Annotated in this window: 25 protein-coding genes; 2 read left to right on the top strand and 23 right to left on the bottom strand. The window is 72.1% G+C overall.

Going from position 1 to position 26,673, the window contains the following annotated elements:
- Positions 1-5 precede the first annotated feature (5 nt).
- The 6 genes from carB to pyrR form a co-directional block, all read right to left on the bottom strand.
- Positions 6-3,326, bottom strand: coding sequence for a carbamoyl-phosphate synthase large subunit (gene carB, locus AB0O07_RS25515; protein WP_365637142.1), 3,321 nt, complete (start codon positions 3,324-3,326; stop codon positions 6-8).
- A complete protein-coding gene (gene carA, locus AB0O07_RS25510) occupies positions 3,319-4,491 on the bottom strand; it encodes a glutamine-hydrolyzing carbamoyl-phosphate synthase small subunit (RefSeq protein ID WP_365637139.1) in 1,173 nt (390 codons plus the stop codon). The genes carB and carA overlap by 8 nt, the downstream gene beginning before the upstream one ends.
- Positions 4,488-5,126, bottom strand: a complete 639-nt coding sequence (locus AB0O07_RS25505) for a hypothetical protein (RefSeq protein WP_365637137.1) — start codon at positions 5,124-5,126, stop codon at positions 4,488-4,490. The genes carA and AB0O07_RS25505 overlap by 4 nt, the downstream gene beginning before the upstream one ends.
- Entirely contained in the window at positions 5,123-6,409 is a 1,287-nt protein-coding gene (locus AB0O07_RS25500; protein ID WP_365637135.1) for a dihydroorotase, read from the bottom strand. The genes AB0O07_RS25505 and AB0O07_RS25500 overlap by 4 nt, the downstream gene beginning before the upstream one ends.
- A 2-nt stretch (positions 6,410-6,411) precedes the next feature.
- The gene (locus tag AB0O07_RS25495; RefSeq protein WP_365637133.1) at positions 6,412-7,449 is read right to left on the bottom strand and encodes an aspartate carbamoyltransferase catalytic subunit; all 1,038 of its coding nucleotides are present in this window, start codon (positions 7,447-7,449) and stop codon (positions 6,412-6,414) included.
- A gap of 89 nt (positions 7,450-7,538) precedes the next feature.
- Positions 7,539-8,120: a bifunctional pyr operon transcriptional regulator/uracil phosphoribosyltransferase PyrR gene (gene pyrR, locus AB0O07_RS25490; RefSeq protein WP_365637131.1), complete on the bottom strand. Its 582-nt coding sequence runs from the start codon at positions 8,118-8,120 to the stop codon at positions 7,539-7,541.
- A 310-nt stretch (positions 8,121-8,430) separates the two neighbouring features.
- Here pyrR and bldD point away from each other — a divergent pair, with 310 nt between their 5' ends.
- A complete protein-coding gene (gene bldD, locus AB0O07_RS25485) occupies positions 8,431-8,931 on the top strand; it encodes a transcriptional regulator BldD (RefSeq protein WP_329828429.1) in 501 nt (166 codons plus the stop codon).
- Positions 8,932-9,150: 219 nt separating this feature from the next.
- Here bldD and nusB read toward each other — a convergent pair whose 3' ends face one another.
- From nusB to rpsD, 15 genes are all read right to left on the bottom strand, one after another.
- Positions 9,151-9,579, bottom strand: coding sequence for a transcription antitermination factor NusB (nusB, locus tag AB0O07_RS25480; RefSeq protein WP_365637130.1), 429 nt, complete (start codon positions 9,577-9,579; stop codon positions 9,151-9,153).
- Between the two features lie 2 nt (positions 9,580-9,581).
- Positions 9,582-10,148: an elongation factor P gene (efp, locus tag AB0O07_RS25475; protein ID WP_365637127.1), complete on the bottom strand. Its 567-nt coding sequence runs from the start codon at positions 10,146-10,148 to the stop codon at positions 9,582-9,584.
- Positions 10,149-10,283: 135 nt separating this feature from the next.
- Positions 10,284-11,384: an aminopeptidase P family protein gene (locus AB0O07_RS25470; RefSeq protein ID WP_365637125.1), complete on the bottom strand. Its 1,101-nt coding sequence runs from the start codon at positions 11,382-11,384 to the stop codon at positions 10,284-10,286.
- A 172-nt stretch (positions 11,385-11,556) separates the two neighbouring features.
- On the bottom strand, positions 11,557-12,540 hold the full coding sequence (locus tag AB0O07_RS25465) for an AAA family ATPase (RefSeq protein WP_365637123.1): 984 nt from the start codon (positions 12,538-12,540) through the stop codon (positions 11,557-11,559).
- Between the two features lie 131 nt (positions 12,541-12,671).
- A complete protein-coding gene (gene aroQ, locus AB0O07_RS25460; protein ID WP_365637120.1) occupies positions 12,672-13,112 on the bottom strand; it encodes a type II 3-dehydroquinate dehydratase in 441 nt (146 codons plus the stop codon).
- Positions 13,109-14,203, bottom strand: coding sequence for a 3-dehydroquinate synthase (gene aroB, locus AB0O07_RS25455; RefSeq protein ID WP_365637118.1), 1,095 nt, complete (start codon positions 14,201-14,203; stop codon positions 13,109-13,111). Before aroB ends, aroQ begins: the two co-directional genes overlap by 4 nt.
- Positions 14,200-14,787 (bottom strand): shikimate kinase, encoded by a 588-nt coding sequence (locus AB0O07_RS25450; protein WP_365637116.1) that lies wholly within the window; start codon positions 14,785-14,787, stop codon positions 14,200-14,202. Before AB0O07_RS25450 ends, aroB begins: the two co-directional genes overlap by 4 nt.
- Entirely contained in the window at positions 14,784-15,968 is a 1,185-nt protein-coding gene (aroC, locus tag AB0O07_RS25445; protein WP_365637115.1) for a chorismate synthase, read from the bottom strand. The genes AB0O07_RS25450 and aroC overlap by 4 nt, the downstream gene beginning before the upstream one ends.
- A 144-nt stretch (positions 15,969-16,112) precedes the next feature.
- Positions 16,113-16,940, bottom strand: a complete 828-nt coding sequence (locus AB0O07_RS25440; protein WP_365637113.1) for a shikimate dehydrogenase — start codon at positions 16,938-16,940, stop codon at positions 16,113-16,115.
- Entirely contained in the window at positions 16,937-18,808 is a 1,872-nt protein-coding gene (gene mltG / locus AB0O07_RS25435; protein ID WP_365637111.1) for an endolytic transglycosylase MltG, read from the bottom strand. Before mltG ends, AB0O07_RS25440 begins: the two co-directional genes overlap by 4 nt.
- A 120-nt stretch (positions 18,809-18,928) precedes the next feature.
- Entirely contained in the window at positions 18,929-19,393 is a 465-nt protein-coding gene (gene ruvX / locus AB0O07_RS25430; protein WP_365637315.1) for a Holliday junction resolvase RuvX, read from the bottom strand.
- A 19-nt stretch (positions 19,394-19,412) separates the two neighbouring features.
- Positions 19,413-22,082, bottom strand: a complete 2,670-nt coding sequence (alaS, locus tag AB0O07_RS25425; RefSeq protein WP_365637109.1) for an alanine--tRNA ligase — start codon at positions 22,080-22,082, stop codon at positions 19,413-19,415.
- The gene (locus tag AB0O07_RS25420; protein WP_365637107.1) at positions 22,082-22,408 is read right to left on the bottom strand and encodes a DUF6167 family protein; all 327 of its coding nucleotides are present in this window, start codon (positions 22,406-22,408) and stop codon (positions 22,082-22,084) included. The genes alaS and AB0O07_RS25420 overlap by 1 nt, the downstream gene beginning before the upstream one ends.
- Positions 22,409-22,416: 8 nt before the next feature.
- Positions 22,417-22,857 carry a DUF948 domain-containing protein gene (locus AB0O07_RS25415; protein WP_365637105.1) on the bottom strand — a complete coding sequence of 147 codons (441 nt, stop codon included), beginning with the start codon at positions 22,855-22,857 and terminating at the stop codon, positions 22,417-22,419.
- Between the two features lie 217 nt (positions 22,858-23,074).
- Positions 23,075-23,689: a 30S ribosomal protein S4 gene (rpsD, locus tag AB0O07_RS25410; protein WP_365637103.1), complete on the bottom strand. Its 615-nt coding sequence runs from the start codon at positions 23,687-23,689 to the stop codon at positions 23,075-23,077.
- Between the two features lie 189 nt (positions 23,690-23,878).
- On the opposite strand from rpsD, the gene AB0O07_RS25405 reads away from it, so the two are divergent.
- Positions 23,879-24,571, top strand: coding sequence for a DUF2470 domain-containing protein (locus AB0O07_RS25405; RefSeq protein WP_365637101.1), 693 nt, complete (start codon positions 23,879-23,881; stop codon positions 24,569-24,571).
- Between the two features lie 12 nt (positions 24,572-24,583).
- Here AB0O07_RS25405 and AB0O07_RS25400 read toward each other — a convergent pair whose 3' ends face one another.
- Both AB0O07_RS25400 and AB0O07_RS25395 read right to left on the bottom strand, forming a co-directional pair.
- On the bottom strand, positions 24,584-25,933 hold the full coding sequence (locus tag AB0O07_RS25400; protein ID WP_365637099.1) for a replication-associated recombination protein A: 1,350 nt from the start codon (positions 25,931-25,933) through the stop codon (positions 24,584-24,586).
- Between the two features lie 78 nt (positions 25,934-26,011).
- Positions 26,012-26,647, bottom strand: a complete 636-nt coding sequence (locus AB0O07_RS25395) for a vitamin K epoxide reductase family protein (protein WP_365637096.1) — start codon at positions 26,645-26,647, stop codon at positions 26,012-26,014.
- Positions 26,648-26,673: the final 26 nt, after the last annotated feature.

Below are 26,673 nucleotides of genomic sequence, written 5' to 3'. Positions count from 1 at the left end.
ACGGGTCAGTCCTCGCGCGCCGAGATCAGGTGGTGCGCGTGCTCCTGGAGGGAGCGGACGCCGACCTCGCCGTGCTTGAGCGCGTCGATGCCCTGGACGGCGGCGGCGAGCGCCTGGACCGTGGTGAGGCAGGGCACGGCGCGCGCCACGGCCGCCGTACGGATGTCGTACCCGTCGAGCCGGCCGCCGGTGCCGTACGGGGTGTTGACGATGAGGTCGACGGCGCCCTCGTGGATGAGCTGGACGATGGTCTTCTCGCCGTCCGGGCCCTCGCCCTCGAACTGCTTGCGGACGACGGTGGCCTTGATCCCGTTCCGCTTGAGCACCTCGGCGGTGCCGGAGGTGGCCAGCAGCTCGAAGCCGTGGGCGACCAGCTCACGGGCCGGGAAGATCATCGAGCGCTTGTCGCGGTTGGCGACGGAGATGAAGGCGCGGCCCTTGGCGGGCAGCGGCCCGTACGCCCCGGCCTGGGACTTGGCGTACGCCGTGCCGAAGGCCGAGTCGATGCCCATGACCTCGCCGGTGGAGCGCATCTCCGGGCCGAGGACGGTGTCGACGCCGCGCCCGTGGATGTCGCGGAAGCGCGACCACGGCATCACGGCCTCCTTCACGGAGATCGGCGCGTCGAGCGGCAGTGTGCCGCCGTCGCCCCGGGCGGGCAGCAGCCCCTCGGCGCGCAGCTCGGCGACGGTGGCGCCGAGGGAGATCCGGGCGGCGGCCTTCGCCAGCGGTACGGCGGTGGCCTTCGAGGTGAAGGGGACGGTGCGGGAGGCGCGCGGGTTGGCCTCCAGCACGTACAGGATGTCCCCGGCCATCGCGAACTGGATGTTGATCAGACCGCGCACGCCGACGCCCCGCGCGATCGCCTCGGTGGAGGCGCGCAGCCGCTTGATGTCGAAGCCGCCGAGGGTGATGGGCGGGAGGGCGCACGCCGAGTCGCCGGAGTGGATACCGGCCTCCTCGATGTGCTCCATGACGCCGCCGAGGTAGAGCTCGGTGCCGTCGTAGAGGGCGTCCACGTCGATCTCGATGGCGTCGTCGAGGAAGCGGTCGACGAGGACCGGGCGGGTGGGGCTGATCTCGGTGGACTCGCTGATGTACGCGGCGAGCCGGGTCTCGTCGTAGACGATCTCCATGCCGCGTCCGCCGAGCACGTACGAGGGCCGGACGAGGACCGGGTAGCCGATCTCGTCGGCGATCTCCTTGGCCTCGGCGAAGGTGGTGGCGGTGCCGTGCTTGGGCGCGGGCAGCCCGGCCTCGGCGAGGACCCGGCCGAAGGCGCCCCGGTCCTCGGCGGCGTGGATCGCCTCCGGCGGGGTGCCGACGACGGGGACGCCGTTGTCCTTGAGGGCCTGGGCGAGGCCCAGCGGGGTCTGGCCGCCGAGCTGGACGACGACGCCCGCGACCGGGCCGGCCAGCGTCTCGGCGTGCACGATCTCCAGGACGTCCTCCAGGGTGAGCGGCTCGAAGTAGAGCCGGTCGGAGGTGTCGTAGTCGGTGGAGACGGTCTCCGGGTTGCAGTTGACCATCACGGTCTCGTACCCGGCTTCGCTGAGCGCGAAGGAGGCGTGGACGCAGGAGTAGTCGAACTCGATGCCCTGGCCGATCCGGTTGGGCCCGGAGCCGAGGATGATCACGGCGGGCCTGGTGCGCGGCGCGACCTCGCTCTCCTCGTCGTACGAGGAGTAGAAGTACGGGGTCTTCGCGGCGAACTCGGCGGCGCAGGTGTCCACCGTCTTGTAGACGGGGCGTACCCCGAGGGCGTGTCTGACCTCGCGTACGACGTCCTCGCGCAGCCCGCGGATCGCGGCGATCTGGGCGTCGGAGAAGCCGTGCCGCTTGGCCTCGGCGAGGAGTCCGGGGTCGAGCCGCTCGGCGGCGGCCAGCTCGTCCGCGTACTCCTTGATCAGGAAGAGCTGGTCGACGAACCACGGGTCGATCTTCGTGGCGTCGAAGACCTCCTCGGGGGTGGCCCCGGCCCGGATGGCCCGCATGACGGTGTTGATCCGGCCGTCGGTGGGGGTCTGCGCGGTCTCCAGCAGCGCGTCCTTCGCCGAGGCGTCGCCGGGTTCCCCGGCGAAGTCGAACTGGCTGCCCGCCTTCTCCAGGGAGCGCAGCGCCTTCTGGAGGGCCTCGGTGAAGTTGCGGCCGATGGCCATGGCCTCGCCGACGGACTTCATGGTGGTGGTGAGGGAGGCGTCGGCGGCCGGGAACTTCTCGAAGGCGAACCGGGGCACCTTGACGACGACGTAGTCGAGCGTGGGCTCGAAGGACGCCGGGGTCTTCTCGGTGATGTCGTTGGGGATCTCGTCCAGCGTGTAGCCGACGGCGAGCCGGGCGGCGATCTTGGCGATCGGGAAGCCGGTGGCCTTGGAGGCGAGCGCGGAGGAGCGGGAGACGCGCGGGTTCATCTCGATGACGATGACGCGGCCGTCGTCCGGGTTGACGGCGAACTGGATGTTGCAGCCGCCGGTGTCGACGCCGACCTCGCGGATGACGGCGATGCCGATGTCGCGGAGGGTCTGGTACTCGCGGTCGGTGAGGGTCATCGCGGGGGCGACGGTGATCGAGTCGCCGGTGTGCACGCCCATCGGGTCGAAGTTCTCGATGGAGCAGACGACCACGACGTTGTCGTTCTTGTCGCGCATCAGCTCCAGCTCGTACTCCTTCCAGCCGAGGATGGACTCCTCCAGGAGCACCTCGGTGGTCGGCGAGAGCATCAGCCCCTGTCCGGCGATCCGGCGCAGGTCCTCCTCGGTGTGGGCGAAGCCGGAGCCCGCGCCGCCCATGGTGAAGGAGGGGCGGACGACGACGGGGTAGCCGCCGAGGGTGTCGACGCCGGCCAGGACGTCGTCCATGGAGTGGCAGATGACCGAGCGGGCGGACTCGCCGTGGCCGATCTTGGCGTGGACGGCCCGGACGACGTCCTTGAAGAGGTCGCGGTCCTCGCCCTTGTTGATGGCCTCGACATTGGCGCCGATCAGCTCGACGCCGTACTTGTCGAGGGTGCCGGCGTCGTGCAGCGAGATCGCGGTGTTGAGCGCGGTCTGGCCGCCCAGGGTGGGCAGCAGCGCGTCGGGGCGCTCCTTGGCGATGATCTTCTCGACGTACTCGGGGGTGATCGGCTCGACGTAGGTGGCGTCGGCGATCTCCGGGTCCGTCATGATCGTGGCGGGGTTGGAGTTGACGAGGACGACCCGCAGGCCCTCGGCCTTGAGGACGCGGCACGCCTGGGTGCCGGAGTAGTCGAACTCGGCGGCCTGGCCGATGACGATCGGTCCGGAACCGATGACCAGGACGGACTGGATATCGGTGCGCTTAGGCACGCTGGTCCTCCATGAGGGCGGTGTTCATCAAAGATGTGAAGCGGTCGAAGAGGTACGCGGCGTCGTGCGGGCCGGCCGCCGCCTCGGGGTGGTACTGGACGCTGAAGACCGGCCGGTCGAGCAGCCTGAGCCCTTCGACCACGTTGTCGTTGAGGCAGACGTGGGAGACCTCGGCGCGGCCGTAGGGGGTGTCGGAGACCCGGTCGAGCGGGGCGTCGACGGCGAAGCCGTGGTTGTGCGCGGTGACCTCGACCTTTCCGGTCGTACGGTCCTGCACGGGCTGGTTGATCCCCCGGTGGCCGTACTTCAGCTTGTACGTGCCGAAGCCGAGCGCCCGGCCCAGGAGCTGGTTGCCGAAGCAGATCCCGAAGAGCGGGGTGCCGCGCTCCAGGACGCCCCGGACGACGGTGAGGTCGGCGGTGGCGGGGTCGCCGGGCCCGTTGGAGAGGAAGACCCCGTCGGGGTTGACGGCGTAGACCTCGTCGAGGGTGGCGGTGGCGGGCAGGACGTGCACCTCGATGCCGCGTTCGGCCATCCGGTGCGGGGTCATGCCCTTGATGCCGAGGTCGAGCGCGGCGACGGTGAAGCGCTTCTCGCCGATCGCGGGGACGACGTAGGGCCGCTCGGTGGCGACCTCGGCGGAGAGGTCGGCGCCGCTCATCTCGGGGGCCTGGCGGACCCGGGCGAGCAGCGCCGCCTCGTCGGCGAGCGCCTCGCCGGAGAAGATCCCGACCCGCATGGCGCCGCGCTCGCGCAGATGGCGGGTGAGGGCGCGGGTGTCGACGCCGCTGATGCCGACGACGCCCTGCGCGGTGAGCTCGTCGTCGAGGGAGCGGCGCGAGCGCCAGTTCGAGGGGGTGCGGGCGGGGTCGCGTACGACATAGCCGGAGACCCAGATCCGCCGGGACTCGGGGTCCTCGTCGTTGACGCCGGTGTTCCCGACGTGCGGGGCGGTCATCACGACGACCTGGCGGTGGTACGAGGGGTCGGTGAGGGTCTCCTGGTAGCCGGTCATACCGGTGGAGAAGACGGCCTCGCCGAAGGTCTCCCCCACGGCCCCGTAGGCACGGCCGCGGAAGGTGCGGCCGTCCTCCAGGACGAGTACGGCGGGGGAGGCCGGTACACGGGCGGTGGCGAGGCCAGTCGCACGGGGTGAGGTGGTCATCGTGCGGGGCCTTCCGTAGTGGTGGTGGTGTTCGTGGCGGTGGCGGGGGTGCCGGCGGCGGCGGTGCTCGCCGCCGGGGCCGGGGCCATGGCGGCGAGGGCGTCGACCCAGGCGGCGTGCTCGGCGGAGCGGTCGGAGCGGAAGCCGGAGTCGATCAGCCGGTCCCCGTGGGCCCAGGTGACGATCAGCAGCCCGCCCTCGGCGAGGACCTTGCCCGCGATGCCCTTGTCGAGCCGGGCCTCACGCAGCCGCTCCGCAGGGATGAAGAAGTCGGTGGCCCCGGGGCGTACGACATCGAGTCCGGCGTCGGTGAGCGTGAGCTCCACCCGGCTGCGGGCGCCGAGGCCGTGGGCGACGATCCGGTCGAGCCACTGCCCGGCGGTGGTGGAGCCGTGGTAGCGGCCGGCCAGGGTCAGCCGGGCCTCGGCGGGGTCCGGGGAGGACGGCCGGGCCGGCAGCTCGGGCAGGTCCGACTGGAGGCTGCCGCGCCAGCTCCATCCCTGGCGCATCAGCCAGTAGACGAAGGCGATGAAGAACAGCAGCCCGGCCACCCAGCCGATCCGGGCGGCCCAGTCGGTCACTTCCGCCGATTTCTCCTCGGCGGCCAGGGGGAGCAGAAGGTTCGCAGTTCTCACGCCAGATTCCCGTCGACGACCGTGGCCCGGCCCCGCAGGAAGGTGTGGGTCACTCGTCCCGGCAGCTCGCGCCCCTCGTAGGGGGTGTTACGGCTGCGGGAGGCGAAGCCCGCGGGGTCCACGGCTCCACGGTATGCCGGATCGACCAGGGTGAGGTTGGCGGGCTCGCCTGCCGAGACGGGACGGCCGTGGTCGTCGAGCCGGCCGATGCGCGCGGGGCGGTACGACATCCGGTCGGCGACGCCCGCCCAGTCCAGCAGCCCGGTGTCGACCATCGTCTGCTGGACGACGGAGAGCGCGGTCTCCAGGCCGACCATGCCCATGGCGGCGGCGGCCCACTCGCAGTCCTTGTCCTCGTGCGGGTGGGGCGCGTGGTCGGTGGCGACGCAGTCGATGGTGCCGTCGGCGAGCGCGGCGCGCAGGGCGAGGACATCGGCCTCGGTGCGCAGCGGCGGGTTCACCTTGTAGACGGGGTTGTACGTCCGGACGAGTTCATCGGTGAGGAGCAGGTGGTGCGGGGTGACCTCGGCGGTGACGTTCCACCCCTTGGACTTGGCCCAGCGGACCAGTTCGACGGAGCCCGCGGTGGAGAGGTGGCAGATGTGCACGCGGGAGCCGACGTGCGCGGCGAGCAGCACATCGCGCGCGATGATCGACTCCTCGGCGACGGCCGGCCAGCCGCCGAGCCCCAGTTCGGCGGAGACGACGCCCTCGTTCATCTGGGCGCCCTCGGTGAGCCGGGGCTCCTGGGCGTGCTGGGCGATGACACCGTCGAACGCCTTCACGTACTCCAGCGCCCTGCGCATGATCACCGCGTCGTCCACGCACTTGCCGTCGTCGGAGAAGACCCGGACGTTGGCGGCGGAGTCGTGCATGGCGCCCAGTTCGGCGAGGTGCTTGCCCTCCAGGCCGACGGTGACGGCGCCGACGGGCCGCACATCGCAGTAGCCGGACTCCTTGCCGAGCCGCCAGACCTGCTCGACCACGCCGGCCGTGTCGGCGACGGGGAAGGTGTTGGCCATGGCGTGGACGGCGGTGAAGCCGCCGACGGCGGCGGCCTTGGTGCCGGTCAGGACGGTCTCGGAGTCCTCGCGTCCCGGCTCCCGCAGATGGGTGTGGAGGTCGACGAGGCCGGGCAGCAGGATCTGCCCCGCCGCCTCGACGACGGTGGCGCCCGCCGCTTCCAGGCCGGTGCCGACCGCCGCGATGGTCTCGCCGTCGATCAGGACGTCCTGGACGTCTCCGCCGAGCACCTGCGCGCCCCGGATCAGGATCTTGCTCATGGTCACTTGTTCTCCTCGGGGGACGGGCGGGACGGCTCGGGGTCCTGGCGTGCGGTGGTGACGGCGGGCTCGTTGCCGCCGAGCAGCAGGTAGAGCACGGCCATACGGATGGAGACGCCGTTGGCGACCTGTTCGACGGCGGTGCAGCGGTCGGAGTCGGCGACCTCGGCGGTGATCTCCATGCCGCGGTTCATCGGCCCGGGGTGCATGACGACGGAGGTGCCGGGCATCCGGCCCATCCGGTCGCCGTCCAGGCCGTACCGGCGGGAGTACTCGCGCTCGGTGGGGAAGAAGGCGGCGTTCATCCGCTCGCGCTGGACCCGCAGCATCATCACGGCGTCGGAGCCGGGCAGCACCCGGTCCAGGTCGTAGCTGACCTCGCAGGGCCAGTGGTCGACGCCGATCGGGACCAGGGTGGGCGGCGCGACGACGGTGACCTGGGCGCCGAGCGTGTGGAGCAGCAGGACGTTGGAGCGGGCGACGCGGCTGTGCAGCACGTCGCCGACGATGGTGACCCGCTTGCCGGCCAGGTCGCGGCCGATGCCCTCGTCGGCCCCGACCAGCCTGCGGCGCAGGGTGAAGGCGTCGAGCAGGGCCTGGGTGGGGTGTTCGTGGGTGCCGTCGCCCGCGTTGACGACCGCGCCGTCGATCCAGCCGGAGGTGGCGAGGCGGTACGGGGCTCCGGAGGCGCCGTGCCGGATGACGACGGCGTCGGCGCCCATGGCCTCCAGGGTGAGCGCGGTGTCCTTGAGCGACTCGCCCTTGGAGACGGAGGAGCCCTTGGCCGAGAAGTTGATCACATCGGCGGAGAGCCGCTTGGCGGCGGCCTCGAAGGAGATCCGGGTGCGGGTGGAGTCCTCGAAGAAGAGGTTGACGACGGTACGGCCGCGGAGGGTCGGCAGTTTCTTGATCGGCCGGTCGGCGACCCGGGCCATCTCCTCGGCGGTGTCGAGGATGAGCACGGCGTCGTCACGGCTGAGATCGGCCGCGGAGATCAGATGACCGGGGGTTCGGGGGTTCGCCCCGGGAAGACGCAGCATGGGAGAGCGCTCCGGTGGGTGGGGTGTGCGGGCATGCGGGCACGCGGAGCCACCCGTACGGGTGCTGGGCGTACGGGTGGGCAGGGGCGCTAGCGCTCGCGGGACCCGGTGGACGGCTGGAGGCCGAGCAGCACGGTGTCGCGGCCGTCCTCCTCGGCGAGGTGGACCTTGACCGTCTCGCGCAGCGAGGTGGGCAGGTTCTTGCCGACGTAGTCGGCGCGGATCGGCAGCTCGCGGTGGCCCCGGTCGACGAGGACGGCGAGCTGGACGGCGCGCGGGCGGCCGATGTCGCCGAGCGCGTCGAGGGCGGCGCGGATCGTCCGGCCGGAGAAGAGCACGTCGTCCACGAGGACGACCAGGCGCCCGTCGACCCCGTCCCCGGGGATGTCGGTGCGGGCCAGCGCGCGGGCGGGCCGCAGCCGCAGGTCGTCGCGGTACATGGTGATGTCGAGGGAGCCGACCGGGATGGCGCGGCCGGTGATCTCGGCGAGCTTTCCGGCGAGCCTGCGGGCCAGATGGACCCCGCGGGTCGGGATGCCCAGCAGCACCACGTCGTCGGCGCCCTTGGCGCGCTCCACGATCTCGTGGGCGATCCGGGTCAGTACCCGGGCGATGTCGGGGGCCTCCAGTACGGGCCGGGCCTCGCCGCTCGCGTTCGTTCCTGCGTCCATGGGAAACGGACCTCCTTCTCCGCCTCACGGGACGGACCTTAAAGGACGTCGAATAACGAAATTACGCCACCCAGGCTAGCAGGGGCCCGCGGGCGCATCCGGGGCCACCCCCTCCCCTGATCCGGTACGAAGCCGCCGGTGGGCCGGGTCGGCGCGGTACGGAGGGCGGTACGGAGCGCGCCCTCGGGGGTGCCGGGGCGCCCCCTCCGGTTCTCTCGGCTTGACGCATCCAAGTAACGCTGCGTAACCTCACAGTGAGTTACCAGCCACGCGGCGGAGCCGCACCATGTTCCAGCGTCCGGGGAGCTATATGTCCAGCGAATACGCAAAGCAGCTCGGGGCCAAACTCCGTGCCATCCGCACCCAGCAGGGCCTCTCTCTCCATGGCGTGGAGGAGAAGTCACAGGGTCGCTGGAAGGCTGTGGTGGTGGGTTCGTACGAGCGCGGGGACCGTGCCGTCACGGTGCAGCGCCTCGCCGAGCTGGCGGACTTCTACGGTGTCCCGGTACAGGAGCTGCTTCCCGGCACGACGCCCGGCGGCGCCGCCGAGCCGCCGCCGAAGCTCGTGCTCGACCTGGAGCGCCTGGCCCATGTGCCGCAGGAGAAGGCGGGCCCGCTCCAGCGGTACGCGGCGACGATCCAGAGCCAGCGGGGCGACTACAACGGCAAGGTGCTGTCGATCCGCCAGGACGATCTGCGCACCCTCGCCGTCATCTACGACCAGTCCCCCTCGGTCCTGACCGAGCAGCTCATCAGTTGGGGTGTGCTCGACGCGGACGCGCGGCGCGCGGTCGCCCACGACGAGAGCTGACGGCGCGCGGGCACACCCGCCGACCGGCAGAAACGTCACCTCCCGGAGGGCGGTTCCGTACGCGCGTACGGAACCGCCCTCCGGCGCTTCGTACGGCTCCCCCGCGCCCGTCGGGACCGCCGGCGCCCGGGAGCGGCCGTACGGCCCCGGACAGACGCGTGCCCTCACGTACCGGGCGGGCCGGGTGGTCCCGTCCGGTACGTGAGGGCAGAGCGCCGCTCAGACGCGGCGCAGACTCGGCTTGAGGTCCTTGAACCGGCTGAGCAGTCCGTTGACGAACGCCGGGGAGTCGTCGGTGGAGAACTCCTTGGCGAGCTGGACCGCCTCGTCGATCGCCACCGCGTCCGGGGTGCCGTCCAGCCAGATCAGCTCGTAGGCACCGAGCCGTACGATGTTCCGGTCGGCGGCGGGCATCCGGTCGAGGTCCCAGTCCACCGCGTAGGTGGTGATGAGTTCGTCGATCCGGGCGACGTGCTCCCCGTACCCCTCGACCAGTTCCATGGTGAACTCGTTGACCGGCGGCTGACGTTCGTCGGAGCGAGAGTGCCTGACCCAGTCCGCGAGAACGTTCTGTACGGACGTGCCGCGCTGATCGGCCTCGAAGAGGATCTGGAACGCGCGCTTGCGGGCATTGCTCCTGGCAGCCACGGTTAGCTGTTCACCCGGCCGAGGTAGTCACCCGAACGGGTGTCGACCTTGATCTTCTCGCCGGTGGTGATGAAGAGCGGGACGCCGATCTCGTAACCGGTCTCCAGCGTGGCCGGCTTGGTGCCGCCGGTGGAGCGGTCGCCCTGGACGCCCGGGTCGGTGTGCTTGATGACCAGCTCGACGGCGGCGGGCAGCTCGACGTAGAGCACCTCGCCCTCGTGCGTGGCGACCGTGGCCTCGAACCCCTCGATCAGGAAGTTCGCCGCGTTCCCGACCGCCTTGCGGTCGATCATGAGCTGGTCGTACGTGCTCATGTCCATGAAGACGAAGTACTCGCCGTCCATGTACGAGAACTGCATGTCACGGCGGTCAACGGTAGCCACGTCGACCTTCACGCCGGCGTTGAAGGTCTTGTCGACGACCTTGCCGGAGAGCACGTTCTTCAGCTTGGTGCGCACAAAGGCCGGGCCCTTACCGGGCTTGACGTGCTGGAACTCGACGACGGACCAGAGCTGGCCTCCGTCGAGCTTGAGCACCAGGCCGTTCTTGAGGTCGTTCGTGGAAGCCACGGTTGCGGAATCTCCTGGACTGAAAGCTGGTGGACGACCGAGGGGCACGCGCCGCCTCCGCGGCTGCCCGCGACACGGGGTCGCGGCCGGCAGAGGCACTGGTGCCCCTCCCGGCAGACATCGCCGGTCGCGGCACTAGAGCGCGAGCAGCTCCTTGGTCGTGATGGTGAGTAGCTCGGGTCCGCCGTCCGCCTCGGGGCGGACGACGAGCGTGTCATCGATCCGGACACCGCCCCGGCCCGGGAGGTGGACCCCCGGTCCGACGGTGACCGGCACACGAGCGTCCAGTTTACCCATGGCCGCGGGGGCGAGCTGCGGGTCCTCGTCGATTTCCAGTCCCACCCCGTGTCCGGTACGGGGCGCGAGCCCCGCCCCGTGCCCCGCCGCCTCCAGCGGACCGCGCGTCGCGCGGTCCACGTCGCGGTAGCCCGCGCCGGGCACCAACCCCTCCCGACCTGCCCGTTGTGCCGCGAAGACCAGCTCGTACAGCTCGATCTGCCAGGCGGCCGGGGAGGACCCGATGACGAACGTACGCCCGATGAGACACCGGTAGCCGCGATAGTCGGCGCCGAGGCCGACGGAGAGGAAATCACCCTCCTCGACCCGCCGGTCCGAGGGCCGGTGGCCCCGGCGGCCCGCGTGCGGCCCGGTGGCGACGACGGTCGGGAAGGCCGGGCCCTCGGCGCCGTGGTCGACGAGCCGGCGCTCCAGCTCCAGCGCGAGATGGCGTTCGGTGCGGCCCACCAGGATCGACTCCAGCAGCTCCCCCAGCGCGTGGTCGGCGATCTCGGCGGCGATCCGCAGACAGGCGATCTCCTCCTCGTCCTTGACGATCCGCTGCCGCTCGACGGCACAGCCGAGGTCGGTGAGGCGGAGCCCGGGCACGACGGCGCCGATGGCCCGGTGGCGGGCGACGGTGAGGTGGTGCTCCTCGACGGCGAGCGATCCGGCGGACGAGGGGGTGAGGAGCCCGGCGGCGGCCACGGCCGGGTCCCCGCTGATGGGGACGGCGGTCAGCGTCGGCGGTTCCTCGGCTCCCCGGAGCCCCTCCCGGCCGCCGTCGCGGGGGCAGAGCAGGATGTCCTCGTCCGGGCCGAGCAGCAGTACGGAGCCGGGCGGCCCGCCGCCGGCGAGATAGCGGACGTTGGCGGGCCGGGTGACCAGGGCAGCCCCGTCGCCCGCGGCGGCACACCGCTCCCGCAGCCGCGCGCGGCGGGCCGCATGCACGTCTGACATGACCCGATCGTACGAGCGGGCGGCTCACCCGGCCGGTTCAGCGCGTCCGACCGGGGGGACCGGCCGGACGGGCCGGGACGCCCCGGGTCACCGCCCCGGAGCCGGACACCGGCCCCGGGTCACCGGCCCCGGCCCTGGCCCGCGCCCCGGCCTCGCCCCCGGCCCGCCGGGCTCACCAGCTCGGCGGCGAGGCCAGGGCGCGGGCCAGCACGTCGTCCAGGACCCGGGCGGTGGTCTCCACGTCGTACTTGGAGTTGTCGATGATCGGCAGCCCGGAGCCGTACCAGCCGGCCATCCGGCCATGGATCCCGGCGACCTCCTCGTCGGCCAGCCGCCGGTTGCCGCTGCGCTCGGCGTTGCGCTCCAGCACGATCTCCAGACCTGGGAGGAGGACGACCGGCAGGAGCCCGGGGCCGACATGGCGCTTCCAGCCGCCGAGCCCGACGACCGGGCGGTCCGGGAAGACGGCGTCGTCCAGGATGCAGGAGATGCCGTTGGCGAGGAAGTTGCGGGCGGCGAAGCCGCAGGTGCGGCGGGCCAGCCGGTACTGCGCCTCGGAGTGGTCGTTCCAGCCGGACTGCGGGTCGGCGAAGCCCGCGCGGACCCATTCGCGTACGTCGTCGAGGCTGATGTGCGCGGTGGGCACCCGGCGGCTGTTCGCCCAGTGCCGGGCCACGGTCGTCTTGCCCGCGCCCGCGGGCCCGATGAGCAGCACCGCGAGGGTGGCCGTGCCGGTGCCGCTCTCGGCGGGCGGGGCGGCGGGCACCGGCACCGGGCCGCCGGGCGGGAGCTGGACATGCCCGGTGACATCCGGGGGCGGCGGCCCGCTCCGGGCGCCGGGCGGGGGCACGGGGCCGTGGCCATGGCCTCGTACGGGGCCCTGGGCGGGCCCCTGGGGCGCCGCGGGGTGCTGGGGCGGAATCGGCTGCTGTCCGGGGACCGGAGGCGGCACAGGGGCCGCTGAGGGCCCTGGGGTCCCGGGCGGCCCGGGGGGCTGGTGCGGCTGATGCGGCTGGTGCGACAGGTGCGGCCCGTGGCCCGGGTGGGGCTGGTGCGCCCCGTGCGCCGGCGGCGCCGCCGGCGCCTGGGGCGGCCATCCGGCGCCGCGTCCCGGTCCCTGGGGAGGCGGTGGCGGAGCCCCCACTGAGTGCTGCATCCGGTGCCACTCCGTCTCGTACGACTGACCCTGGTCGGCGTGGCTCCCCCGAGCCGCGCTACCGAACGGTACCGCCCCCGGCCGCCCCGGTGGGAACGGCAGGAGGCGGCAGGGGTGCGCTCCGGGCCCTGTCAGCCGGTGAGTTCCTCCGCGAGCGCGCGGAGGGCCAGCCGGTAGGAGCCGATGCCGAAGCCCGCGACCGTGCCGCTGGCGACGGCCGCGATCACCGAGGTGTGGCGGAACTCCTCGCGTGCGTACGGGTTCGAGATGTGCACCTCGATCAGCGGCGCCGTGCGCTGGGCGGCGGCGTCCCGCATCGCGTACGAGTAGTGGGTGAAAGCCCCGGGGTTGATGACCACCGGAATCGAGCCGTCCGCCGCCTCGTGGAGCCAGCGGACCAGTTCGCCCTCGTCGTTGGTCTCCCGGACGTCCACATCGAACCCCAGCTCCTTGCCGAGGGTGCGGCAGGTGTCCACCAGCCCCGCGTAGGAGGTCGCCCCGTAGACATCGGGCTCCCGCGAGCCGAGCCGCCCCAGGTTGGGGCCGTTGAGGACGAGGACCCGGCGCGTCACGCGGACACCTCCCCGTACGCGGCGAGGAGCACCGCCGGGTCGGGGCCCTCCAGCACGGTCGGCTTGCCGAGGCCGTCGAGGACGATGAAGCGGAGCAGGTCGCCCCGGGACTTCTTGTCGACCTTCATGGTCTCCAGCAGCTTGGGCCACTGGTCGCCCCGGTAGGTCAGCGGCAGGCCGACGGAGCCCAGGACGGCGCGGTGCCGGTCGGCGGTGGCGTCGTCGAGCCGGCCGGCCAGCCGGCCGAGTTCGGCGGCGAAGACCATGCCGACGGAGACCGCCGCGCCGTGCCGCCACTTGTAGCGCTCGTTCTTCTCGATGGCGTGCGCCAGGGTGTGGCCGTAGTTGAGGATCTCCCGGAGCCCGGACTCCTTGAGGTCGTTGGAGACGACCTCGGCCTTGACCCGGATCGACCGCTCGATCAGCTCGGCGGTGTGCGGCCCGGCCGGGGTGCGCGCGGCCTCCGGGTCGGCTTCGACCAGCTCCAGGATGGCCGGGTCGGCGATGAACCCCGCCTTGATGATCTCCGCGAGCCCGCTGACGTAGTCGTGGACACCGAGGGAGTCCAGCGCGGCGAGGTCGCAGAGCACCCCGGCGGGCGGGTGGAAGGCGCCGACCAGGTTCTTGCCCTCCGCCGTGTTGATGCCGGTCTTGCCGCCGACGGCCGCGTCGACCATGGCGAGCACGGTCGTCGGCACGGCGATCCAGCGCACCCCGCGCAGCCAGGTCGCCGCGACGAACCCGGCGAGGTCGGTGGTGGCGCCACCGCCGACCCCGACGATCACATCGCTGCGGGTGAAGCCGGTCTGCCCGAGCGCCTTCCAGCAGTACGCGGCGACCTCGGCGGTCTTCGCCTCCTCCGCGTTCGGCACCTGGATGGCGACCGCCTCGTACCCCTGCTCGGCGAGGTCGGCGCGGAGCGTCTCGCCGGTGCCGGCCAGCGCCTCGGGGTGGATCACGGCGATCCGCCGGACGCGCGGCCCGACCAGTCCGGGCAGCTCCCCGAGGAGCTGCCGGCCGATCAGCACCTCGTACGGGTCGTGTCCGGCGGTGCCGCCGACCTGGATACGGGTGACTGCCTGGTCCGTCATACGGGGTTCTCCTTGCCGGGGGCCGACGGCTCCGTCGGCCGGGGCGGGTCCAGCGCGTCGAGGACGGCGTCCACGACCTCTTCGGGGGTGCGGTCGTCGGTGGCGACGGAGACCCGGGCCACCTCCGTGTACAGGTGGCGGCGCTCCTCCATCAGCAGCTTCCACTGCTGGCGGGGGTTGATGGCGAGCAGCGGGCGCGCCGTGTTCAGCCCGGTCCGCCGGGCCGCCTCCGCGACCTCCATGGAGAGATAGACGACGGGCCGTCCGGCCAGCTCGGCGCGGGTGCCGGGGTCGAGAACCGAGCCGCCGCCGAGGGCGAGGACGCCGGTGTGCTCGGCGAGCGCGCGCCGTACCGCCGCCCGCTCCAGCGCCCGGAAGCGCGGCTCGCCCTCGTCCACGAAGATCTCCGCGATGGACCGGCCCTGCTCGGCGACGATGTCGGCGTCGCTGTCGCGGAACACGGTGCCCAGCCGGGCGGCGAGCAGTTCGCCGACGGTGGACTTGCCGACGCCCATGGGGCCGACGAGCACCACGACGGGACCGGCCGGCCCCACCGGGGTGCCGGCCGGGTCCGGGGCGCTCATCGGATCCGCAGGTGGTCGAGGTAGCCGTCGACGTTGCGGCGGGTCTCGGTGACGCTGTCGCCGCCGAACTTCTCCGCGACCGCGTCCGCGAGGGTGAGCGCGACCATGGCCTCGGCGACGATGCCGGCGGCGGGCACGGCGCACACGTCGGAGCGCTGGTGGTGGGCGGCGGCCGGTTCGCCGGTGACCACGTCGACGGTGGCCAGCGCGCGCGGCACGGTCGCGATGGGCTTCATCGCGGCCCGTACGCGCAGGAGTTCACCGGTGGTCAGTCCGCCCTCGGTGCCGCCGGAGCGCCCCGAGGAGCGCCGGATGCCGTCGGCGGTGGGCACGATCTCGTCGTGCGCCAGCGAGCCGGGCACCCGGGCGAGCCCGAAGCCGTCGCCGACCTCGACGCCCTTGATCGCCTGGATGCCCATGAGGGCGGCGGCGAGCCGGGCGTCGAGCCTGCGGTCCCAGTGGACATGCGAGCCGAGCCCGACGGGCACGCCGTACGCCAGCACCTCGACGACGCCGCCGAGGGTGTCGCCGTCCTTGTGGGCCTGGTCGATCTCGGCGACCATCGCCTTGCTCGCGTCGGCGTCCAGGCAGCGCACCGGGTCCGCGTCGAGCTTCGCCACGTCGGCGGGGGTGGGGTAGACGCCGTACGGGGCCTTGGCCGCGGCGAGTTCGACCACATGGGAGACGATCTCGATGCCGGCCGTCTCCTTCAGGTAGGAGCGGGCCACGGCGCCGAGCGCCACCCGGGCGGCGGTCTCCCGGGCGCTGGCGCGCTCCAGGACGGGGCGGGCCTCGTCGAAGCCGTACTTCTGCATGCCGGCGAGGTCCGCGTGGCCGGGCCGGGGCCGGGTCAGCGGGGCGTTGCGGGCCAGCTCGGCGAGTTCGGCGGGGTCGACCGGGTCGGCCGCCATGACCTGCTCCCACTTGGGCCACTCGGTGTTGCCCACCATGACCGCGACCGGCGAGCCCATGGTCAGCCCGTGGCGCACCCCGCCGAGGAAGGTCACTTCGTCCCGCTCGAATTTCATCCGAGCTCCGCGGCCGTAGCCGAGGCGGCGCCGGGCCAGGTGGTCCGCCACCATCTCCGTGGTGATGGGGACTCCGGCGGGCAGACCCTCCAGGGTCGCCACGAGTGCGGGTCCGTGGGACTCCCCCGCGGTCAGCCAGCGCAACCTGCTCAACGGTGCTCCTCATCCTCGCGCCTGCCACTGCGACGGCGCGGCCGGGTGCGCGGCCCTGGCCCGCCTTGTCCGATTCTCCCACGTCGGGGCGGTGCGGCGGGCAGTGGTCCGAGGAGCGGACGGCGGTGGACGGCTGCGGGCGGGTCAGCCGAGCTCGGCGGCGCCCGCCGCCCGCATCGCGGCGAGCGGCGCGGGCGAGCGGCCTGTCATCAGCTCGAACTGGACCGCCGCCTGGTGCACCAGCAGGTCGAGACCGCCGAGCACGGCGCCGCCGCGCGCGTCCCAGGCCGCGGCGAGCCGGGTCGGCCAGGGCTCGTAGAGCACGTCGAAGAGGGTGCCCGGCGTCTCGGGCACGGCTGCGGCGAGCGCGTCGGAGGCGCCCGCGGGGGTGGTGGCGATCACCAGCGGCGCGTGCAGCGCCCGCTCGGCCTCGGCCCAGTCGGCGATGCGGACGTCGACCCCGAGCCGTTCGCCCCAGCCGCGCATCTCGGCGCCGCGGGAGGCGCTCCGTACGTACGCGGTGACCGGGCCGGCGCAGACCACGGCGAGCGCGGCGAGGGCGGACGAGGCGGTGGCGCCCGCCCCGAGGACGGCGGCGGAGTCGGTCTTCTCGATGCCGCGCTCGCGGAGCGCGGCGATCAGGCCGGGGATGTCGGTGTTCTCCCCGGTGCGCCGGCCGTCCTCGGTGAAGAGGACGGTGTTGACCGCCTCGACGGCGGCGGCGGCCTCGCTGACCCCGTCCAGCAGGGGGATGACGGCCCGTTTGAGCGGCATGGTCAGCGAGAGCCCGGCCCAGGCGGGATCGCCCTTCAGCGCGTCGAAGAAGCCGGCGAGCCCGAACTCGTCGACGTCGAACCGGTCGTACGACCAGTCGTCCAGGCCGAGTTGGGCGTAGGCCGCGCGGTGCAGGGCCGGGGAGAGGGAGTGCGCGATGGGCGATCCGAGGACCGCCGCGCGCCGGTGCTGGTTCACGGCTTCTTGCTCTCGTTCTCGTACTGCCGCCGGTTCTCTTCGTGCTCCTGGTTGGTCACGGCGAAGAGTGTCTTGTCGGAGGTCACCGACACGAAGTAGTACCAGGGGCCTTCGGCCGGGTTGATCGCCGAGTGCAGGGCCTCGGCACCCGGGTTGCTGATGGGGCCGGGCGGCAGACCCTTGATGTCGTAGGTGTTGTACGGGTCCTTGATCTTGCGCAGGTCGTCGACCGCGCCGAGATCCAGCCTGCTCTGGCTCTTGATGTAGTTGACGGTGGAGTCGAATTCGAGCCGTCCGACGGTCTCGGTGTTGTCCGGCTCCAGGCGGTTGTAGACGACCCGGGCGACCTTGTCGAAGTCGTGCTTGTACTTGCCTTCCACCTGGACGAGGCTGGCGACGGTGATCAGTTGGAGCGGCGACTTGAGTCCGAGTTTCTTCGCCTCGCCCTCCAGGTCCTGCTTCTCGTACTCGGCCTTGGCGCGGGCGACCATCTTCTTGAGGATGACCTCCGGCTTCGTCCCCTTGGCCACCGGGTAGCTCGCCGGGAAGAGGAATCCTTCCAGCGGGTCCTTGATGCTGGGGTTGTCGTCGGCCCATTTCGGCAGGCCGAGGTTCTTGGCCTGCGCTTTGGCGACGGCGGCGGTCTCGCCCTTCTTGATGCCGAGGCGTTTGTCGATCTGCGCGTAGACGAATTCGTTGCGCTTGCCCTCGGGAATGATCAGGGCGTTGCGGCTGTTGGGGCTGAGCATTCTGGTGACGGCGTTCCGCGCGGACATCTCTTTGCTGAGAATGTAGACGCCCGCCTGGATCGTATTGCCCTTGGGATTCTGTTTCTGGGCGGCGACGAAGGCGCGCTGGCTCTTGACCACGCCGTTCTTCACCAGAATGGCGCCGATCTCGTATCCGCCCGCGCCCTGCGGAATCTCCACCTGGACATCGCCGGATCCGGCGCCGGTGTAGTCCGGCGGCGGGCCGAATTTGCTCTCCCAGAACTGGTAGCCGACATAGCCGATACCGCCGGCGCCGCCGAGGAAGACCGCGGCGACGACCAGACAGGCCGTGCCGTTGCGGCTCTTCTTTTTCTTCGTCTTGCCGCCCCGGCGCTCCCGGCCGGCGCCGCCGCGCCCCTCACCGGCGCGGCCCTCGTCGGCGTCCCCGTCGTCGTCCTTGCCGGTGAAGAAGGGGTGGGTCTCCTTCCCCTCCTCGTCCGCCTCCTCGCCGGCCTTCTCCTGGCCGTCCGCGGGCTCCGGCTCGGCGTGCCGCTGGCCGGGGGGCTGCGGGGGCGGGTAGGCGTCGGCGGTGGCGTAGTAGTCCTGGCTGTCGGGGTAGTCGGCGCGCTGTCCCTGGTACGGGGTCGAGGGGTTGGCCCCGTACGGCATGCCGCCCTGCTGGCCGTCGTCCCAACCGCCGTTGTACTGCGGCTCGTTGTACTGGGGCTCCGGGTACTGCGGCTCGTTGTACGAGGGCTGTCGCTGGGGCCCCGGGTGCTGCTGGGGGCCGCCGTACCGCGGGTCGTTGTACTGCGGCTCACCGTACTGGGGGTCGTGGTACTGCTGGGCACCGTACGGGGCGCCGCCCCCCTGGTACTGGGGTTGCTGCGGCTGCTGCTGGTACTGGTGCTGCGGCTGGTACTGCTGCTGGTACGGATCCTGCGGCTGGGGCTGGGCCGGGGCCCCGTACGGAGCCTGCGCCTGCATCGGTGCCTGCGCCTGGACCGGTGCCTGCGGCTGCTGCGGGTACTGCTGCTGCCCTCCGTAGGAGACGCCGCTGCCGTCGGTGCCCTGCTGTGCCGCCCACCCGGAGTCCCCGTAGAGCGGGTCCCCCGGGTGCCACGGTTCGGAGCCGGGGCTCCGGCCATAGTCAGTCATCGATCCCCTTGAGCCGCGAGGCGTGACCGCTGAGCGCAGTGCGCGGCGTCCGTGTCGCCTCTTTGCTGTGCGGTGGCTGTTCGAACACCGCAACTCGCGCGGAACGTTACCGTACCGCGATCAGATGACCACTTCGACGCTCTCGCCGGGCAGATTACCTGACACCCGTTCGGCCTCCAGCGCGCTCTGAAGGATGACAACCGCCGCCATCTGGTCGATAACGGACCGGCCTTTCCGGGAGGAAACGCCCGAAGCGCGCAGCCCTTGTCCGGCCGTCACTGTGCTCATCCGCTCATCGACCAGTCGTACCGGTACGGGGGCGATGCCCCGCGCCAGCTCCTGGGCGAACGCCCGTACCTTCACCGCGGCAGGTCCCTCGCCCCCGTTGAGCGAGCGGGGCAGCCCGACCAGCACTTCGATCGGTTCGTACTCCTCGACGAGCCCGCGGAGCCGCCGGTGGGCGGCCGGGACATCGCGTCCCGGCACGGTCTCCACCGGCGTGGCGAGGATCCCGTCGGGGTCGCACGAGGCGACCCCGATCCGGGCGTCCCCGACATCGATCGCGAGTCTGCGCCCTCGGCGCATCGCGCTCACGCGGCCGGCCTCAGGCGGTCTCGGCGACGAGGCGCTCGACGGCGGCGACGGCGTCCCCGATGGCGGCCGGGTTCTGGCCACCGCCCTGGGCGACGTCCGGCTTGCCGCCCCCGCCGCCGCCGAGCGTCTTGGCGGCGGTGCGGACCAGGTCACCGGCCTTGAGACCGCGTTCGCGGGCCGCCTCGTTGGTGGCGATGACGGTCAGCGGGCGGCCGTTGGCGGTGGTGAAGAGGGCGACGACGGCCGGCCGGTCGCCGGGGATACGGCCCCGGACGTCCAGCACCAGACGGCGCAGGTCGTCGGCGGAGGTGCCGTCCGGGACCTGCCCGGTGACCAGGGCGGTGCCCCGGACGTCCTGGGCGGAGCCGGCGAGTCCGGCGGCGGCGGCGAGCACCTTCTCCGCGCGGAACTTCTCGATCTCCTTCTCGGCGTCCTTCAGCTTGCCGAGCATCCCGGCGATCTTCTCGGGCAGCTCCTCGGAGCGGCCCTTGACGAGCTCCTGGAGCTGGGCGACGACGGTGTGCTCGCGGGCGAGGAACTGGTAGGCGTCCACGCCGACCAGGGCCTCGATACGCCGTACCCCGGAGCCGATCGAGGACTCGCCGAGCAGCTTGACCAGGCCGAGCTGGGCGGTGTTGTGGACATGCGTACCGCCGCAGAGTTCCTTGGAGAAGTCTCCGATGGTGACGACCCGGACCTGCTCGCCGTACTTCTCGCCGAACTCGGCGATGGCGCCCTGCCGCTTGGCCTCGGCGATCGGCATGACCTCGGCGTGCACGTCCAGCTCCCGGGCGAGCACCTCGTTGATCTTCTGCTCGACGTCGCGCAGGACCGTGCCGGGGACGGCGGCGGGCGAGCCGAAGTCGAAGCGGAAGCGGCCCGGGGAGTTCTCGGAGCCGGCCTGGGCGGCCGTCGGGCCGAGGGCGTCGCGCAGCGCCTGGTGGGTGAGGTGGGTGGCGCTGTGGGCGCGGGCGATGGCCCGGCGGCGGGTCAGGTCGATGGCGGCGTACCCGGAGGCGCCCACCGTCACCTCGCCGACCTGCACGGTCCCCTTGTGCACGGAGACACCGGGGACCGGCTGCTGGACATCGCGGATCTGCACCACGGCGCCGCTGTCCAGCCTGATCCGGCCCTGGTCGGCGAGTTGCCCGCCGCCCTCGGCGTAGAAGGGGGTGCGGTCGAGGACGATCTCGACCTCGTCGCCCTCGGTGGCGGCGGGCGAGGGCACCCCGTCGACGAGGAGGCCGACGACGGTCGACTCGCCCTCGGTGGCGGTGTAGCCGGTGAACTCGGTCAGGCCGCTGGTGTCCGCGACCGAGCGGTAGGCGGAGAGGTCGGCGTGGCCGGACTTCTTCGCCTTGGCGTCGGCCTTGGCGCGCTCCCGCTGCTCCTTCATGAGCCGGCGGAAGCCGTCCTCGTCCACGGAGAGGCCCTGTTCGGCGGCCATCTCCAGGGTGAGGTCGATGGGGAAGCCCCAGGTGTCGTGGAGCAGGAACGCCTGGTCCCCGGAGAGGACCTGGCCGCCGGCGGCCTTGGTCTCGGTGACGGCGGTGTCGAGGATGTTGGTGCCGCCCTTGAGTGCCTTGAGGAAGGCGGCCTCCTCGGCGAGGGCGACGGTCTCGATGCGCTTGCGGTCGGTCTCCAGCTCCGGGTACTGCTCGCCCATGGTGCGGATGACCACGTCGACCAGGGCGGCGACGACCGGTTCCGTGGCGCCGAGGAGGCGCATGTTGCGGATGGCGCGGCGCATGATGCGGCGCAGGACGTAGCCGCGCCCCTCGTTGCCCGGGGTGACGCCGTCGCCGATGAGCATCGTGGAGGTACGGATGTGGTCGGCGACCACGCGCAGGGAGACGTCGGAGCCGTGCTCGGCGCCGTACCGCACACCGGTCAGCTCGGTGGCCTTGTCCATGACGACCCGGAGCGTGTCCGTCTCGTACATGTTCCGCACGTCCTGGAGGACCATGGCGAGGCGTTCGAGGCCGAGACCGGTGTCGATGTTCTTGGAGGGCAGCTCACCGAGGATCGGGAAGTCCTCCTTGCCGTCCCCGGCGCCGCGCTCGTACTGCATGAAGACCAGGTTCCAGATCTCCACGTACCGCTCGTCGTTGACGGCCGGGCCGCCCTCGACGCCGAACTCTGGGCCGCGGTCGTAGTTGATCTCCGAGCAGGGGCCGCAGGGGCCGGGCACGCCCATGGACCAGTAGTTGTCCTTCTTGCCGAGGCGCTGGATGCGCTCGGCGGGGACGCCGATCCTCTCCCGCCAGATCCGCTCGGCCTCGTCGTCGTCGAGGTAGACGGTGACCCAGAGGCGCTCCGGGTCGAGACCGTATCCGCCGTCGGCGACCGGGCTGGTCAGCAGCTCCCAGGCGAGCGTGATGGCGCCCTCCTTGAAGTAGTCGCCGAAGGAGAAGTTCCCGCACATCTGGAAGAACGTGCCGTGCCGGGTGGTCTTGCCGACCTCCTCGATGTCCGGGGTGCGGACGCACTTCTGCACGCTGGTGGCGCGGTCGAAGGGCGGCTTGACCTCGCCGAGGAAGTACGGCTTGAAGGGCACCATGCCCGCCGGGACCAGCAGCAGAGTCGGGTCGTCCGCGATGAGCGACGCCGAAGGGACGACGGTGTGACCGCGCTCCTCGAAGAAGCTCAGCCAGCGGCGACGAATTTCAGCCGACTCCATCAGTGGTCCTCATTCCGGTTGTGCGGGTCGTAGGAGTACGTGGTGCGGGGGCGGTCGAGTGCGGCGAGCCGCCGGGCGGCGGGCAGCGCGGGTTCCGCGGGGGCCTCCAGGCCCAGGGCCTCGCCGAGTTCGGCCTCGCGCCGCACCATGGAGGAGCGTACGTCGACGGCGAACTCACGGACCCGGTACCCGGCGTCGATCGCCTTGTTCGCCGCCTGGGCGGCGAGGCTCTCCGGGGTGAGCCGCTGGAGCTTGCGGTGGACCTTGGTGGTGGCCCAGACGCCGGCCGCGGCGCCCGCGGTGAACCAGAACGTACGGCGGAACATCGCTGCGGTCAGCCCTTCTTCTTCCGGAACCGGGCGGTGGGGAGGGTGCGCCCGGCGACGACCGTACGGCGCGGGGCGGGCCGCGCGGCGTCGGCCGGGGGCGCTCCCCGGCGCCCCATGGCCTGGCGTACGCCGTAGCCGAACGCCGCGACCTTCACCAGGGGGCCGCCGAACGTCGAGGCGACCGTGGTGGAGAGCGCCGAGGCGTTGGAGGTGACCTCCTGGACGTCGGAGGCGATGGCGTCGACCCGGTCGAGCTGGGTCTGTGCGGCGCGGACCGTCCGCGAGGCGTCGGCGAGCAGGGGCACGGCCTGGTCGGTGACGTCCGCCACCAGCCGGGTGGTCGCCTTGAGCGTCTGCGCCAGCCGTACCAGGACGACGGCCAGGAAGGAGACCAGGATGGCCCAGAACACGGCCACCAGGATTCCGGCAACCTCTCCACCGGTCACGCCGCACCGCTCTCTTGTCTCGTGAAGGTCGAAGCTCGCCGCCATCCGCGGACGACGGAAAGTCGTCCTCCGACCCTATCGCGCCGGCACCCCGCCCCCGTACCGCATTAGCCGCCCCGCCGGTCGGGCGCCGGGGCCATGCGAAAGCCCGCCGGCCCTCCGGCCGTGAGGCGCGGGGGACGGCGGGCTCAAGCGTGGTGGAGCTACCGCGTCCGGGTCAGCGGGCGTAGTACTCGACGACGAGCTGCTCGTCGCAGATGACCGGGATCTCCTTGCGGTTCGGGTCACGGTCCAGGCGGAACGCCAGCGCCTTCAGGTTGACCTGGAGGTAGCGCGGGGTCTCGCCGTCGGGGGCGTAACCGCCCTCGCGGGCGACCTGGAAGGGGACCTTCTCGCGGCTGCGCTCGCGGACCATCACGACGTCGTCGGGACGGACGCGGAACGACGGCTTGTCGACCTTGCCGCCGTTGACCTCGATGTGACCGTGCACGACCATCTGACGGGCCTGGTAGATGGTGCGGGCGATGCCCGAGCGCAGGACGAGCGCGTCGAGACGGCGCTCCAGCTCGACGACGAGCGCCTCACCGGTCTTGCCGCCGGCCTTCTTGGCGCGGTCGTAGGCGCGGGCCATCTGGCGCTCGCTGATGTCGTACTGGGCGCGCAGGCGCTGCTTCTCCAGCAGACGGACCTTGTAGTCACTGTTCTGCTTGCGTCCACGACCGTGCTCACCCGGCGGGTAAGGACGGGCCTCGAAGTACTTGACCGCCTTGGGCGTCAGCGCGATACCGAGCGCACGCGACTTCTTGACCTTGGGACGCGACTGGTTAGGCACGTTCTCCAGACCTCCGTTGTAGGTTAGGTTAGGCTCACCTTACTTAAAGGAGATCGCATGTCTCGCCCTGGGAACACCACACGCATCACGGACGCGACAGAGAGCCCCGACGCCGGGAGCGACGGGGAAACGACGGAGGTCCGATCAGCTCATGGTCAGCCGCGTCCCAGCGGGCTTGAAATCGACCGGATGCCGTCAGCAGCCGAACGCACACGAACTCTCGTACAGGGTACATGCTCGGCGGTGCTGCTCATCCCCGGCCTGGAAGGGGCCCAGCCCTTCCCCCTCATGCCCGAGGCACGGAGCGTGGGCCCGGACGGCGAGGTGTTCCTCGTCTTCCCCTCGGACTCCCCCGCCGTACGGGCCGCCACCCACGCGCAGGACGACGAACTCAACGCGGTGCTGGAGCTGACGGATGTCGCGCCGGTCTCCGTACCGCACCGGATCCGGGGCCGGGCCTGGCTCTCCGGCTGGCTCACCCGGGAGCCGGAGACGGCGCACGCGGGCCGGATGACGCTCCGCCTGGAGGTCGGCGAGGCGTGCGTGGACGACCTGTGGGGCGCCGAGCAGGTGGAGCCCGAGGAGTTCGCGAAGGCGGTCGCCGACCCGCTGGTGGAGCACGAGGCGGAGCTGCTCCAGCATCTGCACGCCGCCCACGGCGCCGAGGTCCGGTCACTGCGCGCGCTGCTCGGCGAGCGCTCCGCGACCGCCTCCGCGGCGGGGACCGCGGCCGTGCCGGTCGGGATCGACCGCTTCGGGCTCCGGGTGCGCTTCACCGGTGTCCAGTGCTTCGACGCCCGCTTCGACTTCCCCGAGCCGGTACGGAACGTCAACGAGCTGCGGTACGCGATGCACACCCTCTTCGACGCGGCGGCCCGGTGAGGCCGGCACCTCTCAGCCGCCGCGCAGCCGCTCGCGCACCTTCTCCGCCACGTCCGCGTACCGCGCCTCCGCCCCGTACCGGGTGGGCTCGTAGTACCGCCGGCCGCGCACCGCCTCCGGCGCGTACTCCTGCGCCGCGATCCCGCCCGGCACGTCGTGCGGGTAGACGTACCCCTCGGCGTGGCCGAGCTTGGCTGCGCCCTTGTAGTGGCCGTCGCGCAGATGCGGCGGGACCTGTCCGGTCAGCCCCTTCCGTACGTCCTCCAGGGCCGCCGAGATGGCGGTGGTGGCGGCGTTGGACTTGGGGGCGAGGGCGAGGGCGATGGTGGCATGGCTGAGGGTGAGCGCGGCCTCCGGGAATCCGATCATGGCCACGGCCTGCGCGGCGGCGACGGCGAGCGGCAGCGCGGTGGGGTCGGCGAGGCCGATGTCCTCACTGGCCGAGATCATCAGCCGGCGCGCGATGAACCGGGGGTCCTCACCCGCGTCGATCATCCGGGCCAGATAGTGCAGCGCCGCGTCCACGTCGGAGCCGCGGATCGACTTGATGAGGGCGCTCGCCACGTCGTAGTGCTGGTCGCCGTCCCGGTCGTACCGGACGGCCGCGCGGTCGACGGTCTCCTCGACCGTCGCCAGGGTGACCTCCCGCTCGCTCTTGGCGAGCGCGGCGCCGGCCGCCGCCTCCAGCGCGGTCAGCGCCCGCCGGGCGTCGCCGCCCGCGATCCGCAGCAGATGCGCCTCGGCGTCCTCGGGGAGGGTGACCGCGCCGCCGAGACCGCGCTCCTCGGTGAGCGCCCGCCGCAGCAGGGCCCGCAGGTCCTCGTCGGTGAGCGGCTCCAGGGTGAGCAGCAGGGAGCGGGAGAGCAGCGGGGAGATCACCGAGAAGTACGGGTTCTCCGTGGTCGCGGCGATCAGCGTGACCCAGCGGTTCTCCACGGCGGGCAGCAGGGAGTCCTGCTGGGCCTTGCTGAAGCGGTGGATCTCGTCGAGGAAGAGGACGGTCTCCTTGCCGAACCCGCCGGAGGCACGCCGGGCCCCGTCGATGACGGCCCGGACCTCCTTGACGCCCGCCGTGATCGCGGAGAGCTCCACGAAGCGCTTGTTGGTGGCCTTGGAGACGACATAGGCGAGGGTCGTCTTCCCGGTGCCGGGAGGCCCCCAGAGGATGACCGACGAGGGCCCCGCCGGACCGCCGCCGCCCTCGCCGACCAGCCGGCGCAGCGGGGACCCCGGGCGGAGCAGATGGCCCTGGCCGACGACCTCGTCGACGACGCGGGGGCGCATCCGGACGGCCAGGGGGCTGGCGGACGGGTCCTTCTCCTGGCGGTCTTCGGCGGCTGCGGTAAAGAGGTCGGGCTCCACGCGTGAAGCCTATGCCGTGCCGCCGACAACGCCGGCACCCCCGCCCCCGCCCGGGGTCCGCCCCGCTCCGGATCCTGCTCAGCCGGTCCAGAAGTCCCACCAGCGGGTCAGGACGAGCATCCCGATGACGCCGATGTGCAGGACGGGCAGGACCCAGGTGAACTCGTCGAGGAAGCCGCGCAGGGCGCCGGGCGCGGGCAGCACGCCGGTACGTATGTTGTGGGAGGTGACGTACCAGAACATCAGGATGGTGGCGACCCAGGCCAGGCAGCACCAGAGGCAGAGCGAGTTGATGTTGTACAGGGACTGGTACTGGAGCCAGGTGCAGAATCCGACGCCGAAGAGCGTCCCGGCGTTGAGCCCCAGCCAGAACCAGCCGCGGAAGCGGGCCCCGGCGAGCAGTCCCATCCCGATGGCTGTCACCACGGAGTAGGCGGCGAGGCCCAGCATCGGGTTGGGGAAGCCGAAGACGGAGGCCTGGGCGCTCTTCATGATGTTGCCGCAGGAGACCACCGGGTTGAGGCTGCACCCCGGGGTGAAGTTCGGGTCCTCCAGCAGTTTGAACTTGTCGATGGTGATGACCCACGCGGCGAGCAGCCCCGCCGCGCCGGTGACGACGAGCAGCAGCGCGAACGCCCGGCCGCCGCCGACCGTGCCGGGAGGCGTGCCGCGCTCCTGGCCGGAGGAGACGTCGTCAGCCGCAGTAGTCGTCATATCGCCGTTCCATCGCAGAGGGGCCT

The organism is Streptomyces sp. NPDC093085, from assembly GCF_040683935.1.
GTDB lineage: Bacteria > Actinomycetota > Actinomycetes > Streptomycetales > Streptomycetaceae > Streptomyces.
Note: the sequence above shows the minus strand (reverse complement) of the source record. Positions and strands in the feature narration are given on the sequence as shown.